This window comes from Actinomyces sp. B33 (assembly GCF_028437565.1).
GTDB lineage: Bacteria > Actinomycetota > Actinomycetes > Actinomycetales > Actinomycetaceae > Pauljensenia.
On sequence record NZ_JAMRYR010000001.1, the window covers coordinates 32,672 to 52,964 of the forward strand.

Sequence of the window (20,293 nt, forward strand, 5' to 3'; positions counted from 1 at the left end):
TCCTTGAGGCTCGTTCACAGCTCGAGTCCGCCCTCGCGGGCGGCATCGGCGACGGCCGCGACGCGGCCGTGGTACTTGTTGCCGCCACGGTCGAAGACGACGCCGGAGATCCCGGCGGCCTTCGCGCGCTCCGCGATGAGAGCGCCGACCATGCGAGCCTTGTCCGACTTCGTGCCCTCCGCGGCGAGCAGATCGGCTTCCATCGTCGAGGCGGAGACCAGGGTGTGACCGACGGTGTCGTCGATGACCTGGGCCACCATGTGGCGGTTCGAACGGGTGACGACCAGACGGGGGCGCTCGGCCGTGCCGTTGATCTTCTTGCGGAGGCGCAGGTGGCGGCGCTTGCGCGCGACGACCTTGCCCTTGCCCTTGATCGCGTACGCCATCACTTACCAGCCTTTCCGACCTTGCGACGGATCGTTTCGCCGACGTAGTGGATCCCCTTGCCCTTGTAGGGCTCGGGCTTCTTCAGCTTGCGGATCCGGGCCGCGGTCTCGCCGACGAGCTGCTTGTCGATGCCCGACACCGTGAAGAGCGTCTGCGACTTGGGCTCGATGGTGAACTCGATGCCCTCGGGCGGGGCCACGGTGATCGTGTGCGAGAAGCCGAGGGAGAACTCGAGGTCCTTGCCCTTGGCGACGACGCGGTAGCCGGTGCCGGTGATCTCGAGCTTCTTCTGGTAGCCCTCGGTGACTCCGACGACCATGTTGGCGATGAGGGTTCGCGTCAGCCCGTGCAGGGAGCGCGAGGTCCGCTCATCGTTGGGCCGGGAGACGACGACCTGGCCGTCCTCGACGGCGGCGGTGATCGGCTCGGCGACGACGTGGCTCAGCTCGCCCTTGGGGCCCTTGACCGTGACGGCCTGGCCGTCGATGGCGACGTCGACGCCCGCGGGGATGGCGATGGGGTTCTTACCGATTCGCGACATTGTTCAGCCTCCTCATCACCAGACGTAGGCGAGGACTTCCCCGCCCACGCCCTTATCGGCCGCCTGACGGTCGGTGAGCAGGCCGGAGGACGTGGACAGGATCGCCACGCCGAGGCCGCCGCGGACCTTGGGCAGGTTGGTGGACTTGGCATACACGCGCAGACCGGGCTTCGACACGCGCTGCAGGCCCTGGATCGCGGCCTCGCGGTTCGAGCCGTACTTCAGGGTGAGCGTCAGGGTCTTGCCCACGCGGGCATCCTCGACGGAGGTCGAGGCGATGTAGCCCTCCTCGACCAGCATGTTCGCGATCGCGTTCTTGAGCTTCGAGTACGGCATGGAGACCGTGTCGTGATGCGCGCGATTCGCATTGCGCAGACGCGTCAGCATGTCTGCGATGGGATCAGTCATTGTCATGGGGATATTCCCCTTCCTCGTCGCGGTTTCTCCGGCGCACCGGGACCTGCGACGTCAGTGATTACCAGCTGCTCTTGGTGACGCCGGGGAGTTCGCCGCGCAGGGCGAGCTCGCGCAGGCACACGCGGCATAGACCGAACTTGCGGTACACGGAGTGCGGGCGGCCGCACCGGTTGCACCGGGTGTAGGCGCGCACGCCGAACTTGGGGGCGCGCGCGGCCTTGATCTTCAGGGACGTCTTGGCCATTGGTTCAGTCCTCCTTGAACGGGAAGCCGAGGTGACGCAGGAGGGCGCGGCCCTCGTCGTCGGTGGCGGCCGAGGTGACGACCGTGATATCCATGCCGCGAACTCGGTCGATCGAGTCCTGATCGATCTCGTGGAACATCGACTGCTCCGTCAGACCGAAGGTGTAGTTGCCGTGGCCGTCGAACTGCTTGGCCGACAGGCCGCGGAAGTCGCGGATGCGGGGAAGCGCGGTGGACAGCAGGCGGTCGAGGAACTCCCACATGCGATCGCCGCGCAGCGTGACGTGCGCGCCGATGGGCTGGCCCTCGCGCAGCTTGAACTGCGCGATCGACTTCTTGGCCTTCGTCGTCACCGGCTTCTGACCGGTGATCGCGGTCAGGTCGCGGATGGCGCCCTCGAGGGCCTTGGAATCGCGAGCGGCCTCGCCCACGCCCATGTTGACGACGATCTTCGTCAGACCGCCGACCTGCATGATGTTCTCGTGCTTGAACTCTTCGCGCAGCGCCTCGCGGATCTCGGAGGCGTACTTTTCCTTCAGACGCGGGGCCATGCTCAGATCTCCTTGCCCTGCTCGATGCCGCGCTTGGCGCCGCCGCGGGTCACGCGGACGCGGACCGTGCGGGTGCGGCCGTTGCGCTCGACGGTGTCCTCGCGGAACCCGACGCGCACGCGCTGCTTGGTCTCAGGATCGACGAGGGCGACCTTGGCCAGCGAGATCGGGGCCTCGATGGTCTCGATGCCGCCGGCGGCTCCCTGGGTCTGCCCCTGACGGACATGACGGGTCTTGAGGTTGACGCCCTCGACGAGGACCTTGCCCTCGGCCGGGAAGACCTTGATGACGCGTCCCTGCTTGCCCTTGTCGCCGGGCTTGAGGGGCTCGAGCCCCTCCTCGATGCGGCGCGCATTGCGCTCGGCGAGCTTCTTCTCGTCGGACGTGCGGCCCCGGACGATCTCGACGAGATCGCCCTTGCGGATCTTGGCTGCCATGTCAGATCACCTCCGGTGCGAGCGACACGATGCGCATGAACTTCTTGTCGCGCAGCTCGCGGCCGACGGGGCCGAAGATGCGCGTGCCGCGCGGCTCGCCGTTCGAGTTGAGGATGACGGCGGCGTTCTCGTCGAAGCGGATGTAGGAGCCGTCGGGACGACGGGTCTCCTTGCGCGTGCGAACGACGACGGCCTTGACGACCTCGCCCTTCTTGACGTTGCCGCCGGGGATGGCGTCCTTGACGGTGGCGACGATGGTGTCGCCAATTCCGGCGTAGCGTCGACCTGAACCGCCGAGGACACGGATGGTGAGGATCTCCTTCGCACCCGTGTTGTCGGCGACCTTGAGTCGCGACTCCTGCTGGATCATATTCTCTTGCTCCTAGTCGTCGAGCCGGTTCTCTTGGGAGCATTACTTCCCGCGAGCCTTGCCGAACGTGCATTCGTGCATTGACTGTTGCGCATCATCGCGGATGACAGCCCGAACGCACCTCGCCAGGAGATGTTGCTCGCTCGCACTATCGGCTCCGGATGCACTGCACCCGGGACCACGCAACCGGGCCAGCCTATCTCATCGCCGCGGTCAAGCGAAACCGGCCTCGGCGTGACCTCTCCCATGGGCGAGGCTCCCCACCGCCCGGGGCTCCTGCGTCAACGTCCGCGGACGCAGGACGGGCCCGGCCCCGTGGAGGGTGCCGGGCCCGTTGAGCCGGAAGGGCTCACTTGGCCTTTTCGAGGATCTCGACGACGCGCCAGCGCTTGGTGGCCGACAGCGGACGGGTCTCCATGATGAGGACGTAGTCGCCGACGCCGCACTCGTTGGCCTCGTCGTGGACCTTGACCTTCGTGTTCTTGCGCATGACCTTGCCGTAGAGGGCGTGCTTGACGCGGTCCTCGATCTGCACGACGACGGTCTTGTCCATCTTGTCGGACACGACGTAGCCGCGACGGACCTTGCGCTCGTTGCGAGCGGTGGTGGTTTCTGCCATCGGGCTCACTCCTCAGTGCTCGGGGCGGTGCGGTAGCCGAGCTCCCGCTCCCGCGCGATCGTGTAGATCCGGGCGATGTCGCGGCGCACGGTCTTCATGCGGCCGTGATCCTCGAGGGAGCCGACGGCCTGCGCGAAACGCAGGTTGAACAGCTCGGCCTTGGCCTTCTCGAGCTCCTTGGACAGCTGGGCCTCGTCCATGGCATCGAGGTCAGAGGCGGTCAGACCCTTCTCTGCCATCAGATGTCACCACCCTCTCGGACCACGAAACGGGTCTTGATCGGAAGCTTGTGCTGGGCGCGGCGCATGGCCTCGCGGGCGAGGTTCTCGTCGACGCCGTCCAGCTCGAACAGGATTCGTCCCGGCTTGACGGGGGCGACCCACCATTCGGGAGCGCCCTTACCGGAGCCCATTCGGGTCTCGGCGGGCTTCTTGGTCAGCGGGCGGTCCGGGAAGATGTTGATCCACACCTTGCCGCCTCGCTTGATGTGGCGGGTCATCGCGATACGGGCCGCCTCGATCTGACGGTTCGTGATGTACGCGCCCTCGAGGGCCTGGATGCCGTATTCGCCGAACGCCAGCTCGGTGCCACCGGTGGCGTTACCGGTGCGGTGAGGGCGGTGCTGACGGCGCCACTTCGTACGACGGGGAATGAGCATGGGGCTCAGGCCTCCGTTCCGGTTTCGGCAGCGGCAGGGGCTGCGGCCTCGACCGGCGCCTGCTGCTGGGTGGTGTCCTGGGTCGGGCGCGAGCCGCGGCGCGGGCCGCGGCGATCGCCGCGGCGTCCGCCGCGGGTGGCCTGCTCGGCCTGCTGACGAGCGAATTCGCGCTCGGTCATGTCGCCCTTGTAGATCCACACCTTGACGCCGATGCGACCGAAGGTCGTCCGGGCCTCGTGGAATCCGTAGTCGATGTTCGCGCGCAGGGTGTGCAGCGGCACGCGCCCCTCGCGGTAGAACTCGGAGCGGCTCATCTCGGCGCCGCCGAGGCGGCCGGAGACCTGCACGCGGATACCCTTGGCGCCGGCGCGCTGCGCGGACTGCATGCCCTTGCGCATGGCGCGGCGGAAGGAGACGCGGGCTGCGAGCTGCTCGGCGATGCCCTGGGCGACCAGCTGAGCGTCCATGTCGGGGTTCTTGACCTCGAGGATGTTGAGCTGGACCTGCTTGCCCGTGAGCTTCTCCAGGTCCTGGCGGAGCCGGTCGGCCTCGGCGCCGCGGCGGCCGATGACGATGCCCGGGCGGGCGGTGTGCAGGTCGACGCGGACGCGGTCGCGGGTGCGCTCGATGTCGACCTTCGAGATGCCGGCGCGCTCGAGCGTGTCGGTCAGGGTCTTGCGGATGGCGACGTCCTCGGCGACGTAGTCCGAGTAGCGCTGTCCCTTGGTGGTGGAGTCGGAGAACCAGCGAGACCGGTGGTCCGTGGTGATCCCCAGGCGGAACCCGGTGGGGTTGACCTTCTGGCCCATGTCAGCGGTCTCCCTTCTTCTTGTCTTCCTTCGTGCCGACCACGACGGTGATGTGGCTCGAGCGCTTGAGGATGCGTCCCGCGCGCCCCTGCGCACGAGGACGGAATCGCTTCATCGTCGGCCCCTCGTCCACGTAGGCCTCGAGGACCAGCAGGTCGGCCTCGTTGAAGGTCTGCCCGGCCAGCTCGGCCTTGACCTTGGAGTTGGCGACGGCGCTGAGGAGCACCTTGCGGACGTCGACGGCGACGGCCTGCGGGGCGAACCGCAGGATGTCGGCCGCCTCAAGAGCGCGCTTGCCACGAACCTCGTTGACCACACGGCGCGCCTTCTGGGGCGTTACGCGGATGTACCGCGCCTGCGCCTTGGCTTCCATAGAATCTGCCTCTTCTTCCGTGGGGCCGGCTCAGCGCCGACGTCCCTTTCGATCGTCCTTGTCGTGGCTGCGGAAAGTCCGCGTGGGGGCGAACTCCCCGAGCTTGTGGCCCACCATCGACTCGGTGACGAAGACGGGGACATGCTTGCGACCGTCGTGCACGGCGAAGGTCAGCCCGAGGAAGTCGGGGGTGATGACCGAGCGGCGCGACCAGGTCTTGATGACGTTCTTGGAACCGGATTCGTTCGCGGCGTCGACCTTCTTGAGCAGGTGGTCGTCGACGAACGGGCCCTTCTTCAAACTGCGCGGCATTCTTATCGACTCCTACTCAGCGATTCTTGCCGGTCTTACGACGGCGAACGATCAGGCGATCGCTGGCCTTGTTGGGACGACGGGTGCGGCCCTCGGGCTTGCCCCACGGGCTAACCGGGTGACGGCCGCCGGAGGTGCGGCCCTCGCCGCCGCCGTGCGGGTGGTCGACCGGGTTCATGACGACGCCGCGCACGTGCGGGCGCTTGCCCTTCCAGCGCATGCGGCCGGCCTTGCCCCAGTTGATGTTCGACTGCTCGGAGTTGCCGACCTCGCCGACGGTGGCGCGGCAGGCGACCTCGACGTTGCGGATCTCGCCGGAGGGCATGCGCAGCTGGGCGTAGGCGCCTTCCTTGGCGACGAGCTGGACCGAGGTGCCGGCCGAGCGGGCGATCTTCGCGCCGCCGCCGGGCTTGAGCTCGACGGCGTGGACGACGGTGCCTAGGGGGATGTTGCGCAGCTGGAGCGCGTTGCCCGGCTTGATGTCGGCCGAGGGGCCGGCCTCGATCCGATCGCCCTGCTTGAGGCCGGTCGGCGCGAGGATGTAGCGCTTGGCGCCGTCGGCGTAGTGCAGCAGCGCGATGCGGGCGGTGCGGTTGGGGTCGTACTCGATGTGGGCGACCGTGGCCGGCACGCCGTCCTTGTCGTGGCGACGGAAGTCGATGACGCGGTACTGGCGCTTGTGTCCGCCGCCGCGGTGACGCGAGGTCACGCGACCGTTGGAGTTGCGGCCGCCCGTCTTGTGCAGGGGGCGCACCAGCGACTTCTCGGGCTCGCTGCGGGTGATCTCGACGAAGTCGGAGACCGACGAGAAGCGACGACCGGGGGTCGTGGGCTTGTACTTGCGGATTCCCATGTTTCTCTGTCCCTCTCCGGTTCTCAGGCCTGATCGCCGAAGATGTCGATGGTGCCTTCGCGAAGGGTCACGATGGCGCGCTTGACGTCCTTGCGCTTACCGAGGCCGTTGCGGGTCCGGTAGGTCTTGCCCTTGCGGTTCTGGGTGGCGATGGAGCCGACCTTGACGCCGAAGATGCGCTCGATGGCGATCTTGATCTCGGTCTTGTTCGCACGGGGGTCCACCTCGAAGGTGTACTTGCCCTGGTCCATGAGGATCGAGGACTTCTCCGTGACGACGGGCTTCAGGATGATGTCGCGGGGGTTCTTGCCCGCTTCGATCGTGCTCACTTGGTCTCCTCCTTGGTGCCGAGGAAGGACTCGAGGGCGGCCCGGGTGAACACGATGTCGTCGGCGTCGAGGACGTCGTAGGTGTTCAGCTGGTCGGCCCACAGGACGTGAACCTCGGGGATGTTGCGCAGGCTGAGCGCGGTGACCTCGTCGGTGCGCTCGAGGACGACCAGGGCCTGGCGGTCCGCGACGAGCGGGCGCAGGGAGGCCAGGACGGTCTTCGTCGAGGGCTTCTCGGCCTCGATGAGCGCGGTGACGACGTGGATCCGGCCGGCGCGGGCGCGGTCGGACAGGGCCGAGCGCAGGGCGCCCTGCTTCATCTTCTTGGGGGTCCGCTGGTCGTAGTCGCGCGGGCGCGGGCCGTGGACGATGCCGCCGCCGGTGAAGTGCGGGGCGCGGATCGAGCCCTGGCGGGCGTTGCCGGTGCCCTTCTGGCGGAACGGCTTCTTGCCGCCGCCGGAGACCTCGCCGCGGGTCTTCGTCGAGTGCGTGCCCTGGCGGGCGGCCGCGAGCTGGGCGACGACCACCTGGTGCATCAGCGGGATGTTCGTTTCGACGTCGAAGATCTCGGCGGGCAGGTCGACGGTGCCGGCCTTCTTGCCTTCGAGATCGAGGACGTTGACGGTACGGGCGTCAGACATGATCACGCACCCTTCACGGAGGAGCGAACCAGGACCACGCCGTTCTTCGGACCGGGGATGGCGCCGCTGATGAGGAGCAGCCCCTTCTCGGTGTCGACGGCCTGGACCTTGAGGTTCTGGACGGTACGGCGGACGCCACCCATGCGGCCGGCCATGCGCAGGCCCTTGAAGATGCGCCCGGGGGTCGCGCAAGCGCCGATCGAGCCGGGCTTGCGGTGGTTGCGGTGGGCGCCGTGGGAGGCGGAGACGCCCGCGAAGCCGTGGCGCTTCATGACGCCGGCGAAGCCCTTGCCCTTGGTGTTGCCGGAGACGTCGACGCGCTGGCCGGCCTCGAAGACGGCGGCGTCGAGCTCCTGGCCGACCTCGAAGGAGTCGGCGGCGGAGGTGCGGACCTCGGCGAGGTGGCGGCGGGGGGCGACCCCGGCCTTGGCGAAGTGCCCGGCGAGGGGCTTGGTGACCTTGCGGGGATCGATCTCCTCGAAGCCGAGCTGAACGGCGGTGTAGCCGTCGGTGTCGAGGTCGCGGACCTGGGTGACGACGTTGGTGCCGACCTGCACGACAGTGAGGGGCACAAGACGGCCGTCGGCATCCCAGACCTGGGTCATGCCGAGCTTGCGGCCGAGCAGCGCCTTGACGGGCGCGGCAGCCTGCTGCTTGTTGTCAGTTGTCATTGCAGAAGTCCTCAGAGCTTGATCTCGATGTTGACGTCCGCCGGCAGATCGAGGCGCATGAGCGAGTCGACGGCCTTGGGGGTCGGGTCGATGATGTCGATCAGCCGCTTGTGGGTGCGCATCTCGAAATGCTCACGGCTGTCCTTGTACTTGTGGGGCGACCGAATGACGACGAACACGTTCTTTTCGGTCGGCAGCGGCACCGGGCCCACGACTGTGGCGCCCGCGCGCTGCACGGTGTCCACGATCTTGCGCGCGGAGCTGTCGATGACCTCGTGGTCATACGACTTGAGCCGGATGCGGATCTTCTGTCCCGCCATGCCGTCTTACCTCTTCTCGTACAGATTCGTCACCGGTCCCCGCGACCACTGAGCCCGTCGGGCTCATCATGTTCGCGGTCCCCCGTCTGTTCGGAGGCGGACCGTTGTCTTGTCCAAAGATCTTGGGCGAATCGCCCGGCCCGCCCGACCGGATGGCCGGATGGGACCGCCCCGCGCCTGACGGGGCAACCGTGCCAGTCTTCCAGATCGGATGCGGCGTTCACAAGCCGCACGTCGACGCCGGGCGTGTGAATCGCCCGACAAGGCTGGCAGTGGATCCTTCGCCGCCGACGCCCCGTGGCCGGGGAGACAGCGGCACCGAGGAGACACACTACCCCGCGCTCGGGCGTGTCGCAAAATTTTACTCCCACTGTGATGCTCTGTGGCGATGCTGATGCTCTATGAGGACCTCTAAAGCATCACGGCGTTGGCAAAGCATCACAGCGCGGGGGGAGGAGGAGCGGCCCGCCGTTGCAGGCGCCGGGCATTGCCGTTGATGCGGGAGTCGATGGGCGCCCACATGCCAGCAGCCGGGACGTCGAGCAGCGGGCCACCGTCATCGACGAGCGCCGCGAGCCTGCGCCGAAGAGCGTCAGGCGCGGCGAAGTCCGTCATCTGGAAGTGCGCGACCCGCCATCCGCCCCGTTCCAGATCCAGGTCGCGCTTCATCATCGCTGCCCGCGAGCGCGCGAACTCGACCTCGTTACCGCCGAGCTTCCCCATGCCGTCGAATTCGAGGATGAGTCCGAGCGCCGGGATCGCGATGTCGGCGAAGTAGCGGCGGCCGTCGGCTCGGACCTCGACCTGCGTCTCGACATCGTGCTGCGCGACAGTGAGGACGTACCAGAGCAGCGCGGCCTCGCCGACCGATTCGCATGCGCCGCTCGCGTACGTGAGGATGACGTTGGCTCGTTTCGCACCGCGCTTCACCGTCATCGAGTGCAAGCGACGAAGAAGATCGGTGCGCACCTCTTCTTCGCGACGCCTCGACTCCGCGATGTCGAAGCGGTTAAACCCGCACAGCCTCCGAATAATCCCGCATGCGGCTGTGAAGCCCTCGATCGGATGGAGAGACAGCGCGCAGAGGACGGCCGTTGTCTCGAGCGAGTCGACTGTGATCCCATCGACAACGACCGGCTCATCGGTCGAGGGCCTGGAGTCCTGCCTGATCCGAGCCGACGGCACGAACCAGTTCTCCCCTTCGACCGCGGGAAATCGTCGCAGCGTGCCGCGCGAATCCATTCGCACCCACACGTCGGGATTGTCCGCCCACGCGGGGATGCCGTGAAGGACAAGAGCCGATTCCCGTGTGAGGACGACTTCCTCGTGCGCGGCGGCGGTCGCGTGGATGCGGGCCTCGGCGACGAGTCTTCGCGCTTCCCAAGGCTTGAGGGTGTCCGGCAGTTCACGGGGATCGAGGGCAAAACCGCGCCTGATTCTCAGGAGCCGCGCCCCGTCACGCTGATCCGGGGCTGTTTTCCCGCGGGTGCGTTGCAGTGCGAGAGGAGGCAAGTCCATGTACGGACTCTTCCGGATTCCCATCGGCGCGGGCAAGGCGCGCTCCTCGCGCCTGTGGATGAAGAAAGGCCTCCCCTCAGCCCGTCGCTCGCCCTCGTTTCCCTCACTGTGATGTTTTATGCGGACTCTGATGCTCTATTTCGCCTAGTTGGGCATCACGATTTTGATAAAGCCTCACAGTGAGGGGGGGTGAGGTTTGGGCGTGTCCGCCAGTTCAGCGCAAAGCTTTACGGTCATTGCGCTTCACAGTCATCGCGCTTTACGGTCATCGCGCTTCACAGTCATCGCCTCGACGGCGCGTCGACCGTCCGGATCGACCTCGCGGACCGCAAGGCGCGCATCGAAGCCCTATTCCCACCCATGCGCAGGCATCTTCCGACATCGGCGCTCCGTCCCGCACGAGGCAGCGCCAGGCCACATAAGGAGGGATTTCATGCATGACCTCGCAGGTCATCGGATCGCAGTAGCGATCATCCTGCGCGTTCGCATCCATCGCGGCCGCCGCACCATCAAGACAACCGCCTTGTCGCCCTTCTTCCGGCGCCCCTGCTTCGGAAGGACGGGAAGGCCAGCCCACCAGATATAGAGGCCGACGAGGAAAAGGCCCGCGGGGATCCATATCCCCCACCAGGGGAAGCCCGGGCCCTCAGCGCGCTCGCCGCACCGCCCGGCGCCCCTACGGCCCCCATTCGAGGTGCGGATGCACCCTCAGACGCTATTCGACCACTCCTCCTCGGCTCGGCCCCGAGCCTTTTCGCACTGCTCCCGGGGTGTACGCCCGGAGCGGTACAGGTACGCGCCGATCCCGCACAGACCGATCACGAGGATCACCCCCCACCAGGGGAAGCCCGGGCCCTCGGGGCGCTCGCCCAGACGAGCAGCCTGAGCGACCGGCGTCGGCAGCACCCGCTCCCCCGTCACGAGGATCCGGTGGGAATTGATCCCCAGCGGCGTGCAGGTGACGAGCGTCGCCAGGTCGCGCCCGGCCTGCGCCCGCAACGACTCCGTCTCCTCCGGTTCGATGACCGCCGTATCGACGACGCGGTAGGTCAGGGCCTCGTCGAAGACTTCGATGACGAACAGGTCCCCCACTCCCACCTCGTCCAGGCGGGTGAACATCGTCGCCGACGCCAACCCCCGATGCCCCGTGATCACGGTCCGCGTCGACGGGCCCCCCACCGGCAGAGACGTCCCCTGCAAATGCCCCAAACCGGAGAGCAGCGTCGCCTCGTCCGTCCCGTGATACACCGGCAGGTCGAGGTCGATCGCCGGGATCCTCACCCGGGCCATGAGCCCCGCCCCATCGGCGTTGAGCATCGACCCGTAGTCGAACTCGGGGCCCACCCCCCGCCCGTCGCCCACCGGGACACTCGCGTTCCGCTCGAGGACCGCCCCCGAGGACAGGGCCTCGTTGTACGCGCGCGCCTCTGCGCGCTGCTCGTCGGCGCTGGGAGTCACCGACGCCACCGCCTCCCCGTAGGAGACGACGACCTGCGACTGGTAGTAGTCGGAGAACCACGACGCCGCGCGCGGATAGGTGAAGACGAGCAGCGCGGCCAGTGCGAGCACGGAGGCGAGGACGCCCATGGCATCGGGATGCCATCGGCGGCGGATCCGGTTCGCGCCCTCCGCTCTTGCCGGGCTCCGCGGATCCCAGTGGCTTCGCTCATTCATGGGCCATCCGTTCTCATCGGCCGTTCCTCAGCCGGCTCCGACCGGAAGTTCGCGTGCCGTGGTCCGGGGGAGGAGCCCGGACCACGGCACGCCCGGCCGACGCGAGTTCGAGCCGGTCGCACGGGTAGGGGGATGGAGGATCAATCCCCCACCGTCGCGCGTCTGCGGGTCACGAGGACGACTCCGCCCGCCAGGAGGGCGAGGGCCATGCCGGTGACCGTCATCAGCAGCTGCCCGTCGGCGCCGGTGACCGGCAGGGTCGGGACCTGGACCTTCGGATCAACGACCTCGATCTGCACGGGCGTCCTGTCGTCGGTGACCGTCACCTCCATGTCGGCGACCCTCTGGTAGCCGGCCGGGGCCTTCGTCTCCTTGAGGGTATAGGTACCGGGCTTGAGACGGTCGATGACGAGGACGCCCTGGTCATCGGTAGCGGTTGCGGACGTGCACGCCTGGGCATCCGAGACCCCATCGACCCGTGTCGCGCACAGCTCGAACTCCGCGCCCTTGAGAAGCGCCCCCGCCTCGTTCTTCTTCGTGAGCATCACCTTGTTCAGGGGCCCGCGAGCGGTCGCCGTGCCGATCACTGCGTCATCGATGTAGGCGGTCACGGAGTTCGTCTGCGCCTCCTGCGAACCGACCGTCGAATAGGTCGTGACGATCGAGGCGCCCGAGGGCAGGGCGCCCGGGTTCTTCGCCGTGATCGTCAGCTTCCGTTCGTCGACCAGGGAGACGGCGAAATCGCTCGTCCTGTCCTTGTCGTCGACTTTTACCTTGACGGTCGCGAGGACGTTCGCGAGGTCCCCCGCCTGGGCGAGATCATCGACCAGCTGGAAAGACGTGAGGGGGTTCGCCTCGTCGAACGCGGGGAGCTTCTGGGCGACCGCCCAGTCGAGTCGCCCGGTGATGGCCGTCGGGGCGGAGACGGTCTTAACGGGGGCGCTGCCGACGGTGTTCTTCGGGTAGACGTGGACCCGGTAGTTCCACGTGTGATCGGCGAGGTTGTCCATGGGGATGGTGACGGCGAAGGGCGCAGCGGTGGAGATGACCGTGGCGGTCTGGCCAGCGATCCGCGCCTTGGTGGCGTCGATCTCCTGGACGACGTAGAGGGCGGGTCTGCCCTCGCGGGTGGTCGTCCCCTGTTCATCGGTCGTCGCGTCCTGGCAGTCGGTGAGGGCGTGGCTGGCGCTGGACGGGGCGAGCGTCACCTTGTCCCCCTCGACGGTCAGGGACTGGTTCGCGAAGCCCTCGGCGATCGTCCATCCCTCGGGGGTCGATAGATCCGCCTGGGCGACCTTGCAGATCCTGAAGGTGACGTGCTCGATGGGGACGGCGCCGGGGACTTGCTGCTCGGTTCCGCTCGTCGGACCCGTTTGGCCGGTGTTAGCCAGTTTGTGGATCGTCAGCGTCGCCGTCGCCTGCGGGTCGATGGCGGCGGTGTCGGCGGCGAGCGCGGCCGATCCGAGGCCGGCCACGGCGAGCGCGGCCGATCCGGCGGCGGCGAGGAGGCGCCGAGCGAGTACGCGTGTGTTCATTCGTTTATGCCTTTCGGGGGTACCCGGTATGTATTCGGTGGGGGTTCGTGGAATGAGGGGCGCGGGAGGCGTCCTGCACCGATCGGTTCGGGGCGCCGCGGTGGAGCCGCCCGGGGTGTCAGTCGTTGCGGGTGCCCGCCCGTCGCCTTCTCACGAGGTCGGCGCCGAGGGCGAGTCCGCCAAGGAGCGCGGTGGCGATGATGAGGTGTTCGCCTCCGATGCCGCCGGTCAGGGGCAGGAGCGGGGCGGCCGCCTTCTCATTGGCGATGCCGCCGTTCGGCGGCAGGCCCGCGACGCGCCCGTCCGCATCGATCCGGATGGTCAGCGGCTCTGCGAGCCTGCGGTAGCCGACCGGGGCGGCGGTCTCCGTGAGCGAGTAGTCGCCCATCGGCAGTCCCTCGACCGTGTAGGAGCCGTCGGCAGATGCGGGCACGTCGATCGCCGCGTCGTCGGCTCCCACCCGGATGAGGGTCCACTGCGCGCCGCCGAGCGGGCGTCCGGCCTCGTCGGTCTTGCGCCAAGTGAGGGGGAAGGCCCTGAGGGCGTTCGTCACCGTGCAGGTGTAGTCCCGGCCGGGTTCGAGGCGGACCGTCCCCTTGTCGACTGTCGCGTTGTCGCACGTCCACTGGCCGCTGGTGTAGGCCTGAGCGGGCAGGCCGCCGCTGATGGCCTTCGCGGTTTCGCTCAGGGAGTAGGCGCCGGGGGCGAGTTCCTGCTTCGTCACCGCGTCGGACCCGGTCGTCCCGGAGATGGTCCGGCCGTCTCCGGAGGCCGTGAGGGTCCAGTCCTGCGCCTGCGCCCCGAGGGCCCAGGCATGGGTGCTGGCGGTCTCATCGAGGGTCTTGACGAGGGTGAGGGTCGCGAGCCTGGGGGCGTTGGTGGCGGTGCACGTGACGTGCTGGCCGGGTGCGGGCGTCACGGTGGTCGTCGCCGCGTCGTAGCGGACGGCGCCTCGGTCGGCCGTGCACGCCCAGCCCCTGAGCTCGTAGGCGTCGGCGCGAGTGCCGCCGTCGATCGGCGCCTCGCTGAGGACGTAGCCGGTATTCGGCTCGACCGTCGCGCCGGTGACCTCGGGAACTCCCGTGATCCCGGTGATCCTCTTGCCCTGCGATGCCGCAGTCAACGTCCACTGGTTCGCGAGGTCGGGTGCTCCCTCGACGGTCTTCGTCAGGGTCAGCAGGGCCTTCGGCGTGTAGGTGTTGACGTAGGTGCAGGTGATGGGCACGGCTTTGGGGTCGTCTTCGCGCAGCCCGGTTCCAAGGGTGAAGGAGTTCCCCGAGATTTTGCCGACGGAGCGGCCCTTGCCGTCGAGGCAGGTCAGGCTCGTCAGGGCCCATTCGTCCGAGCCGACCGGGTTTTCCACGATCGTCAGCTCGCTGCCCGTGGTGTAGCCGGTATCGACGCGCAGAGACTGCTCCTGACCGATGGCGGCCGGCGTCAGCGAGAACGCGCCGTCGCCGGTACCGCCCCACAGGTTCGCGAGGCCGCCGGTCGCCGTGAAACCGAATGAGGCCGGAGCGGGATCGGTGACCGCGCCGTCCGCGGCGACGATCCTCTTGACGACAGTCACCGGGCGGACCTGCTCGACCGAGGCCCACAGGCACCCGTAGGTCTTCGCCCCCTCGACGGTGAGGAACTCGCTGCGCAGGGGCGTCCCGGGATCCTCACACTTCTGGGTGTTGTCCTGGGTGAATCCATGGATCGTCATCGTGTACTTCACGCCGTTGCCCGGATCGAAGGTCTGGGGGGCGATGGTCGAGGTGAAGGTCAAAACGTCGTCGTGGCGGGCGCCCGCGTTCGGCGTCTCGTGGATCCTCCAGGGGAAGGTGAGGGTCGTCTGCTTGTCGTTGAACGTCACGCGGATATTGAGGTCGGCGGAGAACCATTTTCCCGGCGAACCGGGGTCGTCGGCCCCGTCCACCGGGTTGTTCACGTGGACGAAGTAGCCGAGGTTGAATCTCTTCCCGGTATCGACGGACCCGGGATCACGGGGGGAGAATCCCAGGGTGCTCTTCCGGTCGAGATTGAGGTCCTTCTCATCCCCCTCGTATCGTGTCCCGATACAGATTCCGAAGATTGTGAATCGGCAGACATTCACTCGGCCATGGGCGGAGTAGGCGGTCTTCCCAGGACCGACGAATCCGCTCGACTTCTCGTCCCCTCCCGGATTAGGGATCAGACCCGTGGTCGTGCCCTCGGCGGCAGATCCGTAGCGGATGGCGTCCTGCGAGTCGTCGACTCGGTTGCCCCGCTGATCCGTCCCCCGGTGATTGGCGACCTGCGCCTCGACTTTCAGGGGGATCGAGCCGACCTGGCCGGCTGGAGGCATCTCGGGCGGCGCCTGGTCGACCACGGCCTCATGCGGGCCCGAGTCCCCGGCGGTTCCCTCCGGGCCGGGAGCCGGGTCGGAGGAGTCTTGCTGGGGATCGGCAGGGGTTGGACCGCTGTCGCTCGTATCCGAGGCGGGAGAGTCGTCGCCCCCCTCCTCGCCGGCGGCCGTTGATGGAGGATTCGGCCCAGGCGAGACTGGCCCCTCCTGACCCATCGCATCGTCGGAGCCCTCCTCGCCGGGGGATTCTGCCGCGAGGGCCGGGGACGGGTCCTGGGGCCCGTCGGCGGCCCATGCCGGAGGGGCGGCCAATGCCCACCCGCCGCCTGCGCAGACGAGCAGGGCGGACGCGAATGCTGCCGCGCATCGATGCCCGCCGTGCCGAGATGAGTGTCGAGTCATGTCGAAGACCTTTTTGAAGAATCAGAATTATCTCAGGCTTTTCACTGATTTCAATCAGAAACAGGAATAACCTGCAGCGACTGTAATCACCATTAATTAAAGAATGCTGAACAAGAAGTCCCTCAATTTGAGAAAATCCTGAAAATCACAACGATTCTTCCAAGGATATTCCCAGGGAAAGCGGACCTCTCGGGCAGGGCGCCACGATCCTTCGATCAAAGCCGAGGCAATCGGGCTCGCGGCGTCGAGTTCCGCTCACCGGCCGAGGGGATCGACATCACCACACCGGTCGGTCGGCCTCCCACGTCGTCGACGCGTTCGCGGAATACGAGCGGGCTCTCATCCGAGAACGAACCCGGGGAAGGCCTGGCAGCCGCACGCGCCCGAGGCTCTCACACCGGCAGACCCAGAGCACTGACTCCCAACCAGGTTGCTGATGTCATGCGCGAGATCGCCAACCAAGTTGTCGCCGGCTATCCGGCCTGGGAGCGTGGGGCATCGACTCCGGAGGACGAGGCGCGTTGACAGGAGGAGCGTTTCCGCACTCGCTTGGAGGTCCGAGCGATCGATGCGGACAGCCCGCGCGCCGTGGAGGCGATGACGGCGAAGCCACGCGCTGAGTCGGCGGCGATGCCCGAGCACGCGCCGCCCCTGGTCTCATGACCGTTGACTCGTCCCAAGAAGCAGCTGCGCGTCGTCTTCGACCCGGAGAGCCGCCCCGGACTCGACCGGCTCGGGGCGCTTGAGCACCCCTAGGAACTCCCGCTGTTGGCGCTCGGGGGCGACCAGCCCGGGGCGGGCGAAAGCAAGGGCCTGACCCGGATCAAGAACCAGCACCCGGCGATCGGCGACGACCTGCGCGTCCACCACCCTGACCACCGTCGTCTCACGCGCGACACCCCTTGGTCATGCGCGCCGCGACGACCCATGCGTCGGGGCGGTGGGTGGGCGTGTCCCTCGACTGCCTGCGTCGGGCGAGGCGTCCGACAGCGGGTCGCCCGACGCGAGTACCTGCGCCCAGGGGACCCGCTCGTGTTTCGAGCGTTGGACTGGCGAGAAGCGAGGTCATGGCCAGCAGCGTCGTCCACGACCTTATCGGCCGAAGGGTCGGCATCAAGAGTCTGACCGAGTCCGCACTCGGTGGTCTGACTTCTCAAGGACTACCACGACGCCCAGAAACGATTGAAAACGTGTTTCGGGCCGCCACTGCGCGGCGTGTCACGGCTTCGCCGCGATCGCCCAGAGCCGCCCATCCGCATCGCCCACCGCGGGGAACGCGGGACGGTCGAGCGATGGCCGGTGTGGGTGGCGGATCAGCGCGTGGAGGCCGGGGCCGCTGAGCGAGCAGTCGCATCCCTCGGGGATGCCGGCGCTACGGGAGTCCCCGCCCACCAGATGTAGAGGCCGACGAGGACGAGGCCCGCGGGGATCCATATCGCCCACCACGGGAAATGCGGGATGGTCGGGGCCTTGCCGGCGTCCTCGACGTCCGCGATGGGGGTCGGCGTGATGCGCTCCCCGGTGAGGAGGATCCGATGGGTGTTGATGCCCAGCGGCGTGCAGGTGACAAGGGTGGCCAGGTCGCGCCCCTGCTCGACCCGCAGGGTTTCGGTCTCCTCGGGCTCGACGACCTTCTTGTCGTTCACCTCGTACGTCAGGACCTCACCGAACACCTCGAGGGTGAAAGTATCGCCCATCTCCACCTTGTCGAGATCGGTGAACATCGTCGCGTCCGCCAGCCCCCGATGCCCGGTGAGGACGGTGCGCGTACCCGCGCCCCCGACGGGCAAAGACGTCCCCTCAAGATGACCGATCCCCTCAAGAAGGGTCGCCTCCGAGGTCCCGTGGTAGATCGGCAGGTCGACGTCGATACTGGGGATCTTGATGCGCCCCATGAGTCCCGAGGCGTTCGCCGTCAGGATGGCGCGGTAGTCGAGGGTGTCGTCCGAGGAGGTGCCGCTGCCCGTGGGGACGTTCGTGTTGGCTTGGAGGAGCGCCCCGGCGGAGAGCGCGTCGTTGTACTCCCTGGCCTTTTGAAGCTGGACGGCTCGTTCGGGTTCGGCGCCGTCGACTTGGGCGTGGTAGCCGGAGACGATTTTCGACTGGTTGTACTGGCTGATCCAGGAGGCGACCGTGGGGTAGCTGAGGGCGAGCATCCCGACGACGGCGAAGACCGCGGGGATCAGGGAGAACGCGTTGAGCCGCCATCTTCGCTCGGGAGTCGCGCGGGGCGGGGGCGAGGCCGGGGAGGCGCCGTCCCCATGGGGGACGTGGGCGAGGTGCTGGGGGCTGCGAGCCGTTGCCATGGGGTCCTTCTGATGGGGTGACGGCCGTGGCGGGGAGGCGACGCCTCCCCACCACGGCCGTTGATTCTCGATGCGGTCAGCCGGATGGCCCGGCCCGAAGGAGGCCGTCCGGCCGATCCTCACCGCTTCTCGCGACGGTGGCGGACGACGAGGGTCCCGCCGACGGCGAGGAGCAGGAGCGAGACGCCGCCGATGGTCAGCAGGAGCTGGCCGTTGGCACCCGTGAGCGGGAGCTGGGGGACGTTCTGCTTGGTGTTGTCGATAGTGATGTCATCCGTGGTGACGGTACCCGCGGAAACCTTCACCGCGGTCTTAGCGGCATCGCCGGCCGGCAGGACGTAGCCCGCAGGGGCAGCGGTCTCGACGAGGACGTAGCATCGGTCGGCGTGGTCCGGAGTCACTGAGTCCGCGCCTGCGGCGCCGACCTTCTTATCGATGAACAGGCCCTCGACCCTGACAGTGCCGTCGCCGCCCGTGGTGAACTCGGAACGACCGTTGACGGTGATCGGCTGAGATTCATCACCAGAAGTAGCGGGATCATCGGCCGCGATCTCCGTGGTACAGGCGCCCGCGAAAGACTCCTTGGCATTGTAGATCTTGAAGGTGGCGCCACTGAGAGCCTTGGAGTTGTCCTTGTCGTGCTTGGTGATGGTCAGATCGCCCCAGTTGGAGGCAACAGGGTTCGTCGGCACGCCCGGGTTGTCGTTGGGCGGGGTGCTCGGCGGCGTCTGCGGCGGAGTCTGCGGGTCATCCGGTGTCCCGGGCATAGTGTCGAGGTAGAGGTTCGCGGTGTTCTTGATAGCGCCATCGGCCGGAACGCTCTTCACGTCAGCGGTGAAGGTTACGACGACGCTCTCGTTGGGGGCGGCCTTCAGCTTGTCGAGGCCCGCCTTGGTGAAGGCGATCGACGCGGGATCGCCGTCGGTCTTCGTATAGTCCTGGCCTGCGCTCAGTTCGACGCCCTTAAGAGTGACCGACGCGACCTTGCCGTTCTCCAGGCTCGAATCGAAGTCGTCTTGAATGATGAAGTACTTGAAGGCGTCGTCCTTGCCGATGCTCGGCACCTTGGCGGTCACCGGGAAGGTCAACTGCTCACCGGTCTGGATGCCGTGCTTGGCGCCATCGACCTGAATGTCCTTAGTCGGGGCAACAACGACGGTGTTCTTCGGGTAGACGTTGACGTCGTACAGCCACCCTTTCGTCTTCGACTCGGTATCCGGATCATTATCAGGATTGTTGTCGGCACCGGAATCAACGGATGCACCATTATCCGGGAAAGGAATCGTCACGAGGAAAGCAGCAGCACGCCTGTGCACAGTTTTCGGAGCCTCCGTCTCGCACACCAGGTAGGCGCCGACAGACAGCTCGGAAATCTTGGAATCGCCCTGGGCATCGGTCTTCGCTTCCGCCGCTTTGCCCGAATCGAAAGTGGCGGCAAGGCCGTCCTTGAGGGTCAGCATCGGCGTCTTGAAATCGGCGCCACAGGCGTCCGCAGGAACCGAAGCGGGCAGCTTGCCCCAATCGGCCTGCTTGGTCAGGTCGAGGTTCTTGATCTGATAGGCGGTGAAAAGGACATCCGCGACCGGCGTTTTCTTGTCGATGTTTGTCTTGCCATCAGGCGTACCGAAAGGCGACAACGAACCCGACTCATACTTATGCACCAAGATCGAACCCTTGGCATTCGGATCGATGTTGCCATCGGCTGCGAATGCCGGTGAGCCCAGAGCGACGACGCCGAGGGCCAAGGCCCCTACGACGGCGATCGCCCGACGCCCCAAGCGCGGGATTTTCGTGTTCACGGGATGTTTCCTCTCAGTGTTGATCCGAAGCATTGTGCTTCGGGGGGTGGGTCGAGTAGTCGTCACGTTCGGCGTCATGCGCCTCCTCCTTGAGGAAGAGCCGGATACGCGACGCGATCGCCATTCGACAACCCTTCCCGTGCGACTCTCCGCTCCGTCGCGCGACGGAGCCCTGAATGCGCCACGCGGAATAGCGCGC

Annotated in this window: 24 protein-coding genes; all 24 read right to left on the reverse strand. The window is 67.2% G+C overall.

The features are described 5' to 3' along the window. Positions 1-14 precede the first annotated feature (14 nt). The 24 genes from rplR to M3T53_RS00270 all read right to left on the reverse strand — a co-directional run bounded on the left by rplR (position 15) and on the right by M3T53_RS00270 (position 20,094). Positions 15-386, reverse strand: coding sequence for a 50S ribosomal protein L18 (gene rplR, locus M3T53_RS00155; RefSeq protein WP_272432398.1), 372 nt, complete (start codon positions 384-386; stop codon positions 15-17). After that, entirely contained in the window at positions 386-928 is a 543-nt protein-coding gene (gene rplF / locus M3T53_RS00160) for a 50S ribosomal protein L6 (RefSeq protein ID WP_272432399.1), read from the reverse strand. Before rplF ends, rplR begins: the two co-directional genes overlap by 1 nt. Positions 929-943: 15 nt before the next feature. Further along, positions 944-1,342: a 30S ribosomal protein S8 gene (gene rpsH, locus M3T53_RS00165; RefSeq protein WP_272432400.1), complete on the reverse strand. Its 399-nt coding sequence runs from the start codon at positions 1,340-1,342 to the stop codon at positions 944-946. 61 nt (positions 1,343-1,403) lie between these two features. Next, the gene (locus tag M3T53_RS00170; RefSeq protein ID WP_022867514.1) at positions 1,404-1,589 is read right to left on the reverse strand and encodes a type Z 30S ribosomal protein S14; all 186 of its coding nucleotides are present in this window, start codon (positions 1,587-1,589) and stop codon (positions 1,404-1,406) included. 4 nt (positions 1,590-1,593) lie between these two features. Continuing rightward, positions 1,594-2,139, reverse strand: coding sequence for a 50S ribosomal protein L5 (rplE, locus tag M3T53_RS00175; RefSeq protein ID WP_272432401.1), 546 nt, complete (start codon positions 2,137-2,139; stop codon positions 1,594-1,596). 2 nt (positions 2,140-2,141) lie between these two features. Next, entirely contained in the window at positions 2,142-2,576 is a 435-nt protein-coding gene (gene rplX, locus M3T53_RS00180; protein WP_272432403.1) for a 50S ribosomal protein L24, read from the reverse strand. Between the two features lies 1 nt (position 2,577). After that, a complete protein-coding gene (gene rplN / locus M3T53_RS00185; RefSeq protein WP_272432404.1) occupies positions 2,578-2,946 on the reverse strand; it encodes a 50S ribosomal protein L14 in 369 nt (122 codons plus the stop codon). 349 nt (positions 2,947-3,295) lie between these two features. Further along, positions 3,296-3,565: a 30S ribosomal protein S17 gene (gene rpsQ, locus M3T53_RS00190; protein ID WP_272432405.1), complete on the reverse strand. Its 270-nt coding sequence runs from the start codon at positions 3,563-3,565 to the stop codon at positions 3,296-3,298. A gap of 5 nt (positions 3,566-3,570) precedes the next feature. Further along, the gene (gene rpmC, locus M3T53_RS00195; RefSeq protein ID WP_272432406.1) at positions 3,571-3,804 is read right to left on the reverse strand and encodes a 50S ribosomal protein L29; all 234 of its coding nucleotides are present in this window, start codon (positions 3,802-3,804) and stop codon (positions 3,571-3,573) included. Further along, a complete protein-coding gene (gene rplP, locus M3T53_RS00200; RefSeq protein WP_272432407.1) occupies positions 3,804-4,223 on the reverse strand; it encodes a 50S ribosomal protein L16 in 420 nt (139 codons plus the stop codon). The genes rpmC and rplP overlap by 1 nt, the downstream gene beginning before the upstream one ends. Before the next feature lie 5 nt (positions 4,224-4,228). Further along, a complete protein-coding gene (rpsC, locus tag M3T53_RS00205) occupies positions 4,229-5,032 on the reverse strand; it encodes a 30S ribosomal protein S3 (RefSeq protein WP_272432408.1) in 804 nt (267 codons plus the stop codon). Between the two features lies 1 nt (position 5,033). Next, positions 5,034-5,405: a 50S ribosomal protein L22 gene (rplV, locus tag M3T53_RS00210; RefSeq protein WP_272432409.1), complete on the reverse strand. Its 372-nt coding sequence runs from the start codon at positions 5,403-5,405 to the stop codon at positions 5,034-5,036. 30 nt (positions 5,406-5,435) lie between these two features. Next, positions 5,436-5,717: a 30S ribosomal protein S19 gene (gene rpsS, locus M3T53_RS00215; RefSeq protein WP_005962242.1), complete on the reverse strand. Its 282-nt coding sequence runs from the start codon at positions 5,715-5,717 to the stop codon at positions 5,436-5,438. A gap of 16 nt (positions 5,718-5,733) precedes the next feature. Further along, positions 5,734-6,570, reverse strand: coding sequence for a 50S ribosomal protein L2 (gene rplB, locus M3T53_RS00220; RefSeq protein WP_272432410.1), 837 nt, complete (start codon positions 6,568-6,570; stop codon positions 5,734-5,736). A gap of 23 nt (positions 6,571-6,593) precedes the next feature. Further along, positions 6,594-6,899, reverse strand: coding sequence for a 50S ribosomal protein L23 (gene rplW / locus M3T53_RS00225; protein ID WP_272432411.1), 306 nt, complete (start codon positions 6,897-6,899; stop codon positions 6,594-6,596). Then, positions 6,896-7,540, reverse strand: a complete 645-nt coding sequence (gene rplD, locus M3T53_RS00230; protein WP_272432412.1) for a 50S ribosomal protein L4 — start codon at positions 7,538-7,540, stop codon at positions 6,896-6,898. The genes rplW and rplD overlap by 4 nt, the downstream gene beginning before the upstream one ends. A gap of 2 nt (positions 7,541-7,542) precedes the next feature. Continuing rightward, the gene (gene rplC / locus M3T53_RS00235) at positions 7,543-8,211 is read right to left on the reverse strand and encodes a 50S ribosomal protein L3 (RefSeq protein ID WP_272432413.1); all 669 of its coding nucleotides are present in this window, start codon (positions 8,209-8,211) and stop codon (positions 7,543-7,545) included. 11 nt (positions 8,212-8,222) lie between these two features. Next, entirely contained in the window at positions 8,223-8,531 is a 309-nt protein-coding gene (gene rpsJ, locus M3T53_RS00240) for a 30S ribosomal protein S10 (protein ID WP_003790631.1), read from the reverse strand. 438 nt (positions 8,532-8,969) lie between these two features. Further along, positions 8,970-10,049, reverse strand: a complete 1,080-nt coding sequence (locus M3T53_RS00245) for a hypothetical protein (protein ID WP_272432415.1) — start codon at positions 10,047-10,049, stop codon at positions 8,970-8,972. A gap of 708 nt (positions 10,050-10,757) precedes the next feature. Then, entirely contained in the window at positions 10,758-11,723 is a 966-nt protein-coding gene (locus M3T53_RS00250; RefSeq protein WP_272432416.1) for a class C sortase, read from the reverse strand. A 140-nt stretch (positions 11,724-11,863) separates the two neighbouring features. Then, positions 11,864-13,258 (reverse strand): SpaH/EbpB family LPXTG-anchored major pilin, encoded by a 1,395-nt coding sequence (locus tag M3T53_RS00255; RefSeq protein ID WP_272432417.1) that lies wholly within the window; start codon positions 13,256-13,258, stop codon positions 11,864-11,866. Between the two features lie 118 nt (positions 13,259-13,376). Continuing rightward, a complete protein-coding gene (locus tag M3T53_RS00260; protein WP_272432418.1) occupies positions 13,377-15,611 on the reverse strand; it encodes a SpaA isopeptide-forming pilin-related protein in 2,235 nt (744 codons plus the stop codon). Positions 15,612-17,302: 1,691 nt separating this feature from the next. After that, positions 17,303-18,295 (reverse strand): class C sortase, encoded by a 993-nt coding sequence (locus M3T53_RS00265; RefSeq protein ID WP_272432419.1) that lies wholly within the window; start codon positions 18,293-18,295, stop codon positions 17,303-17,305. Positions 18,296-18,414: 119 nt separating this feature from the next. After that, positions 18,415-20,094 carry a SpaH/EbpB family LPXTG-anchored major pilin gene (locus tag M3T53_RS00270; RefSeq protein WP_272432420.1) on the reverse strand — a complete coding sequence of 560 codons (1,680 nt, stop codon included), beginning with the start codon at positions 20,092-20,094 and terminating at the stop codon, positions 18,415-18,417. Between the last annotated feature and the right edge of the window lie 199 nt (positions 20,095-20,293).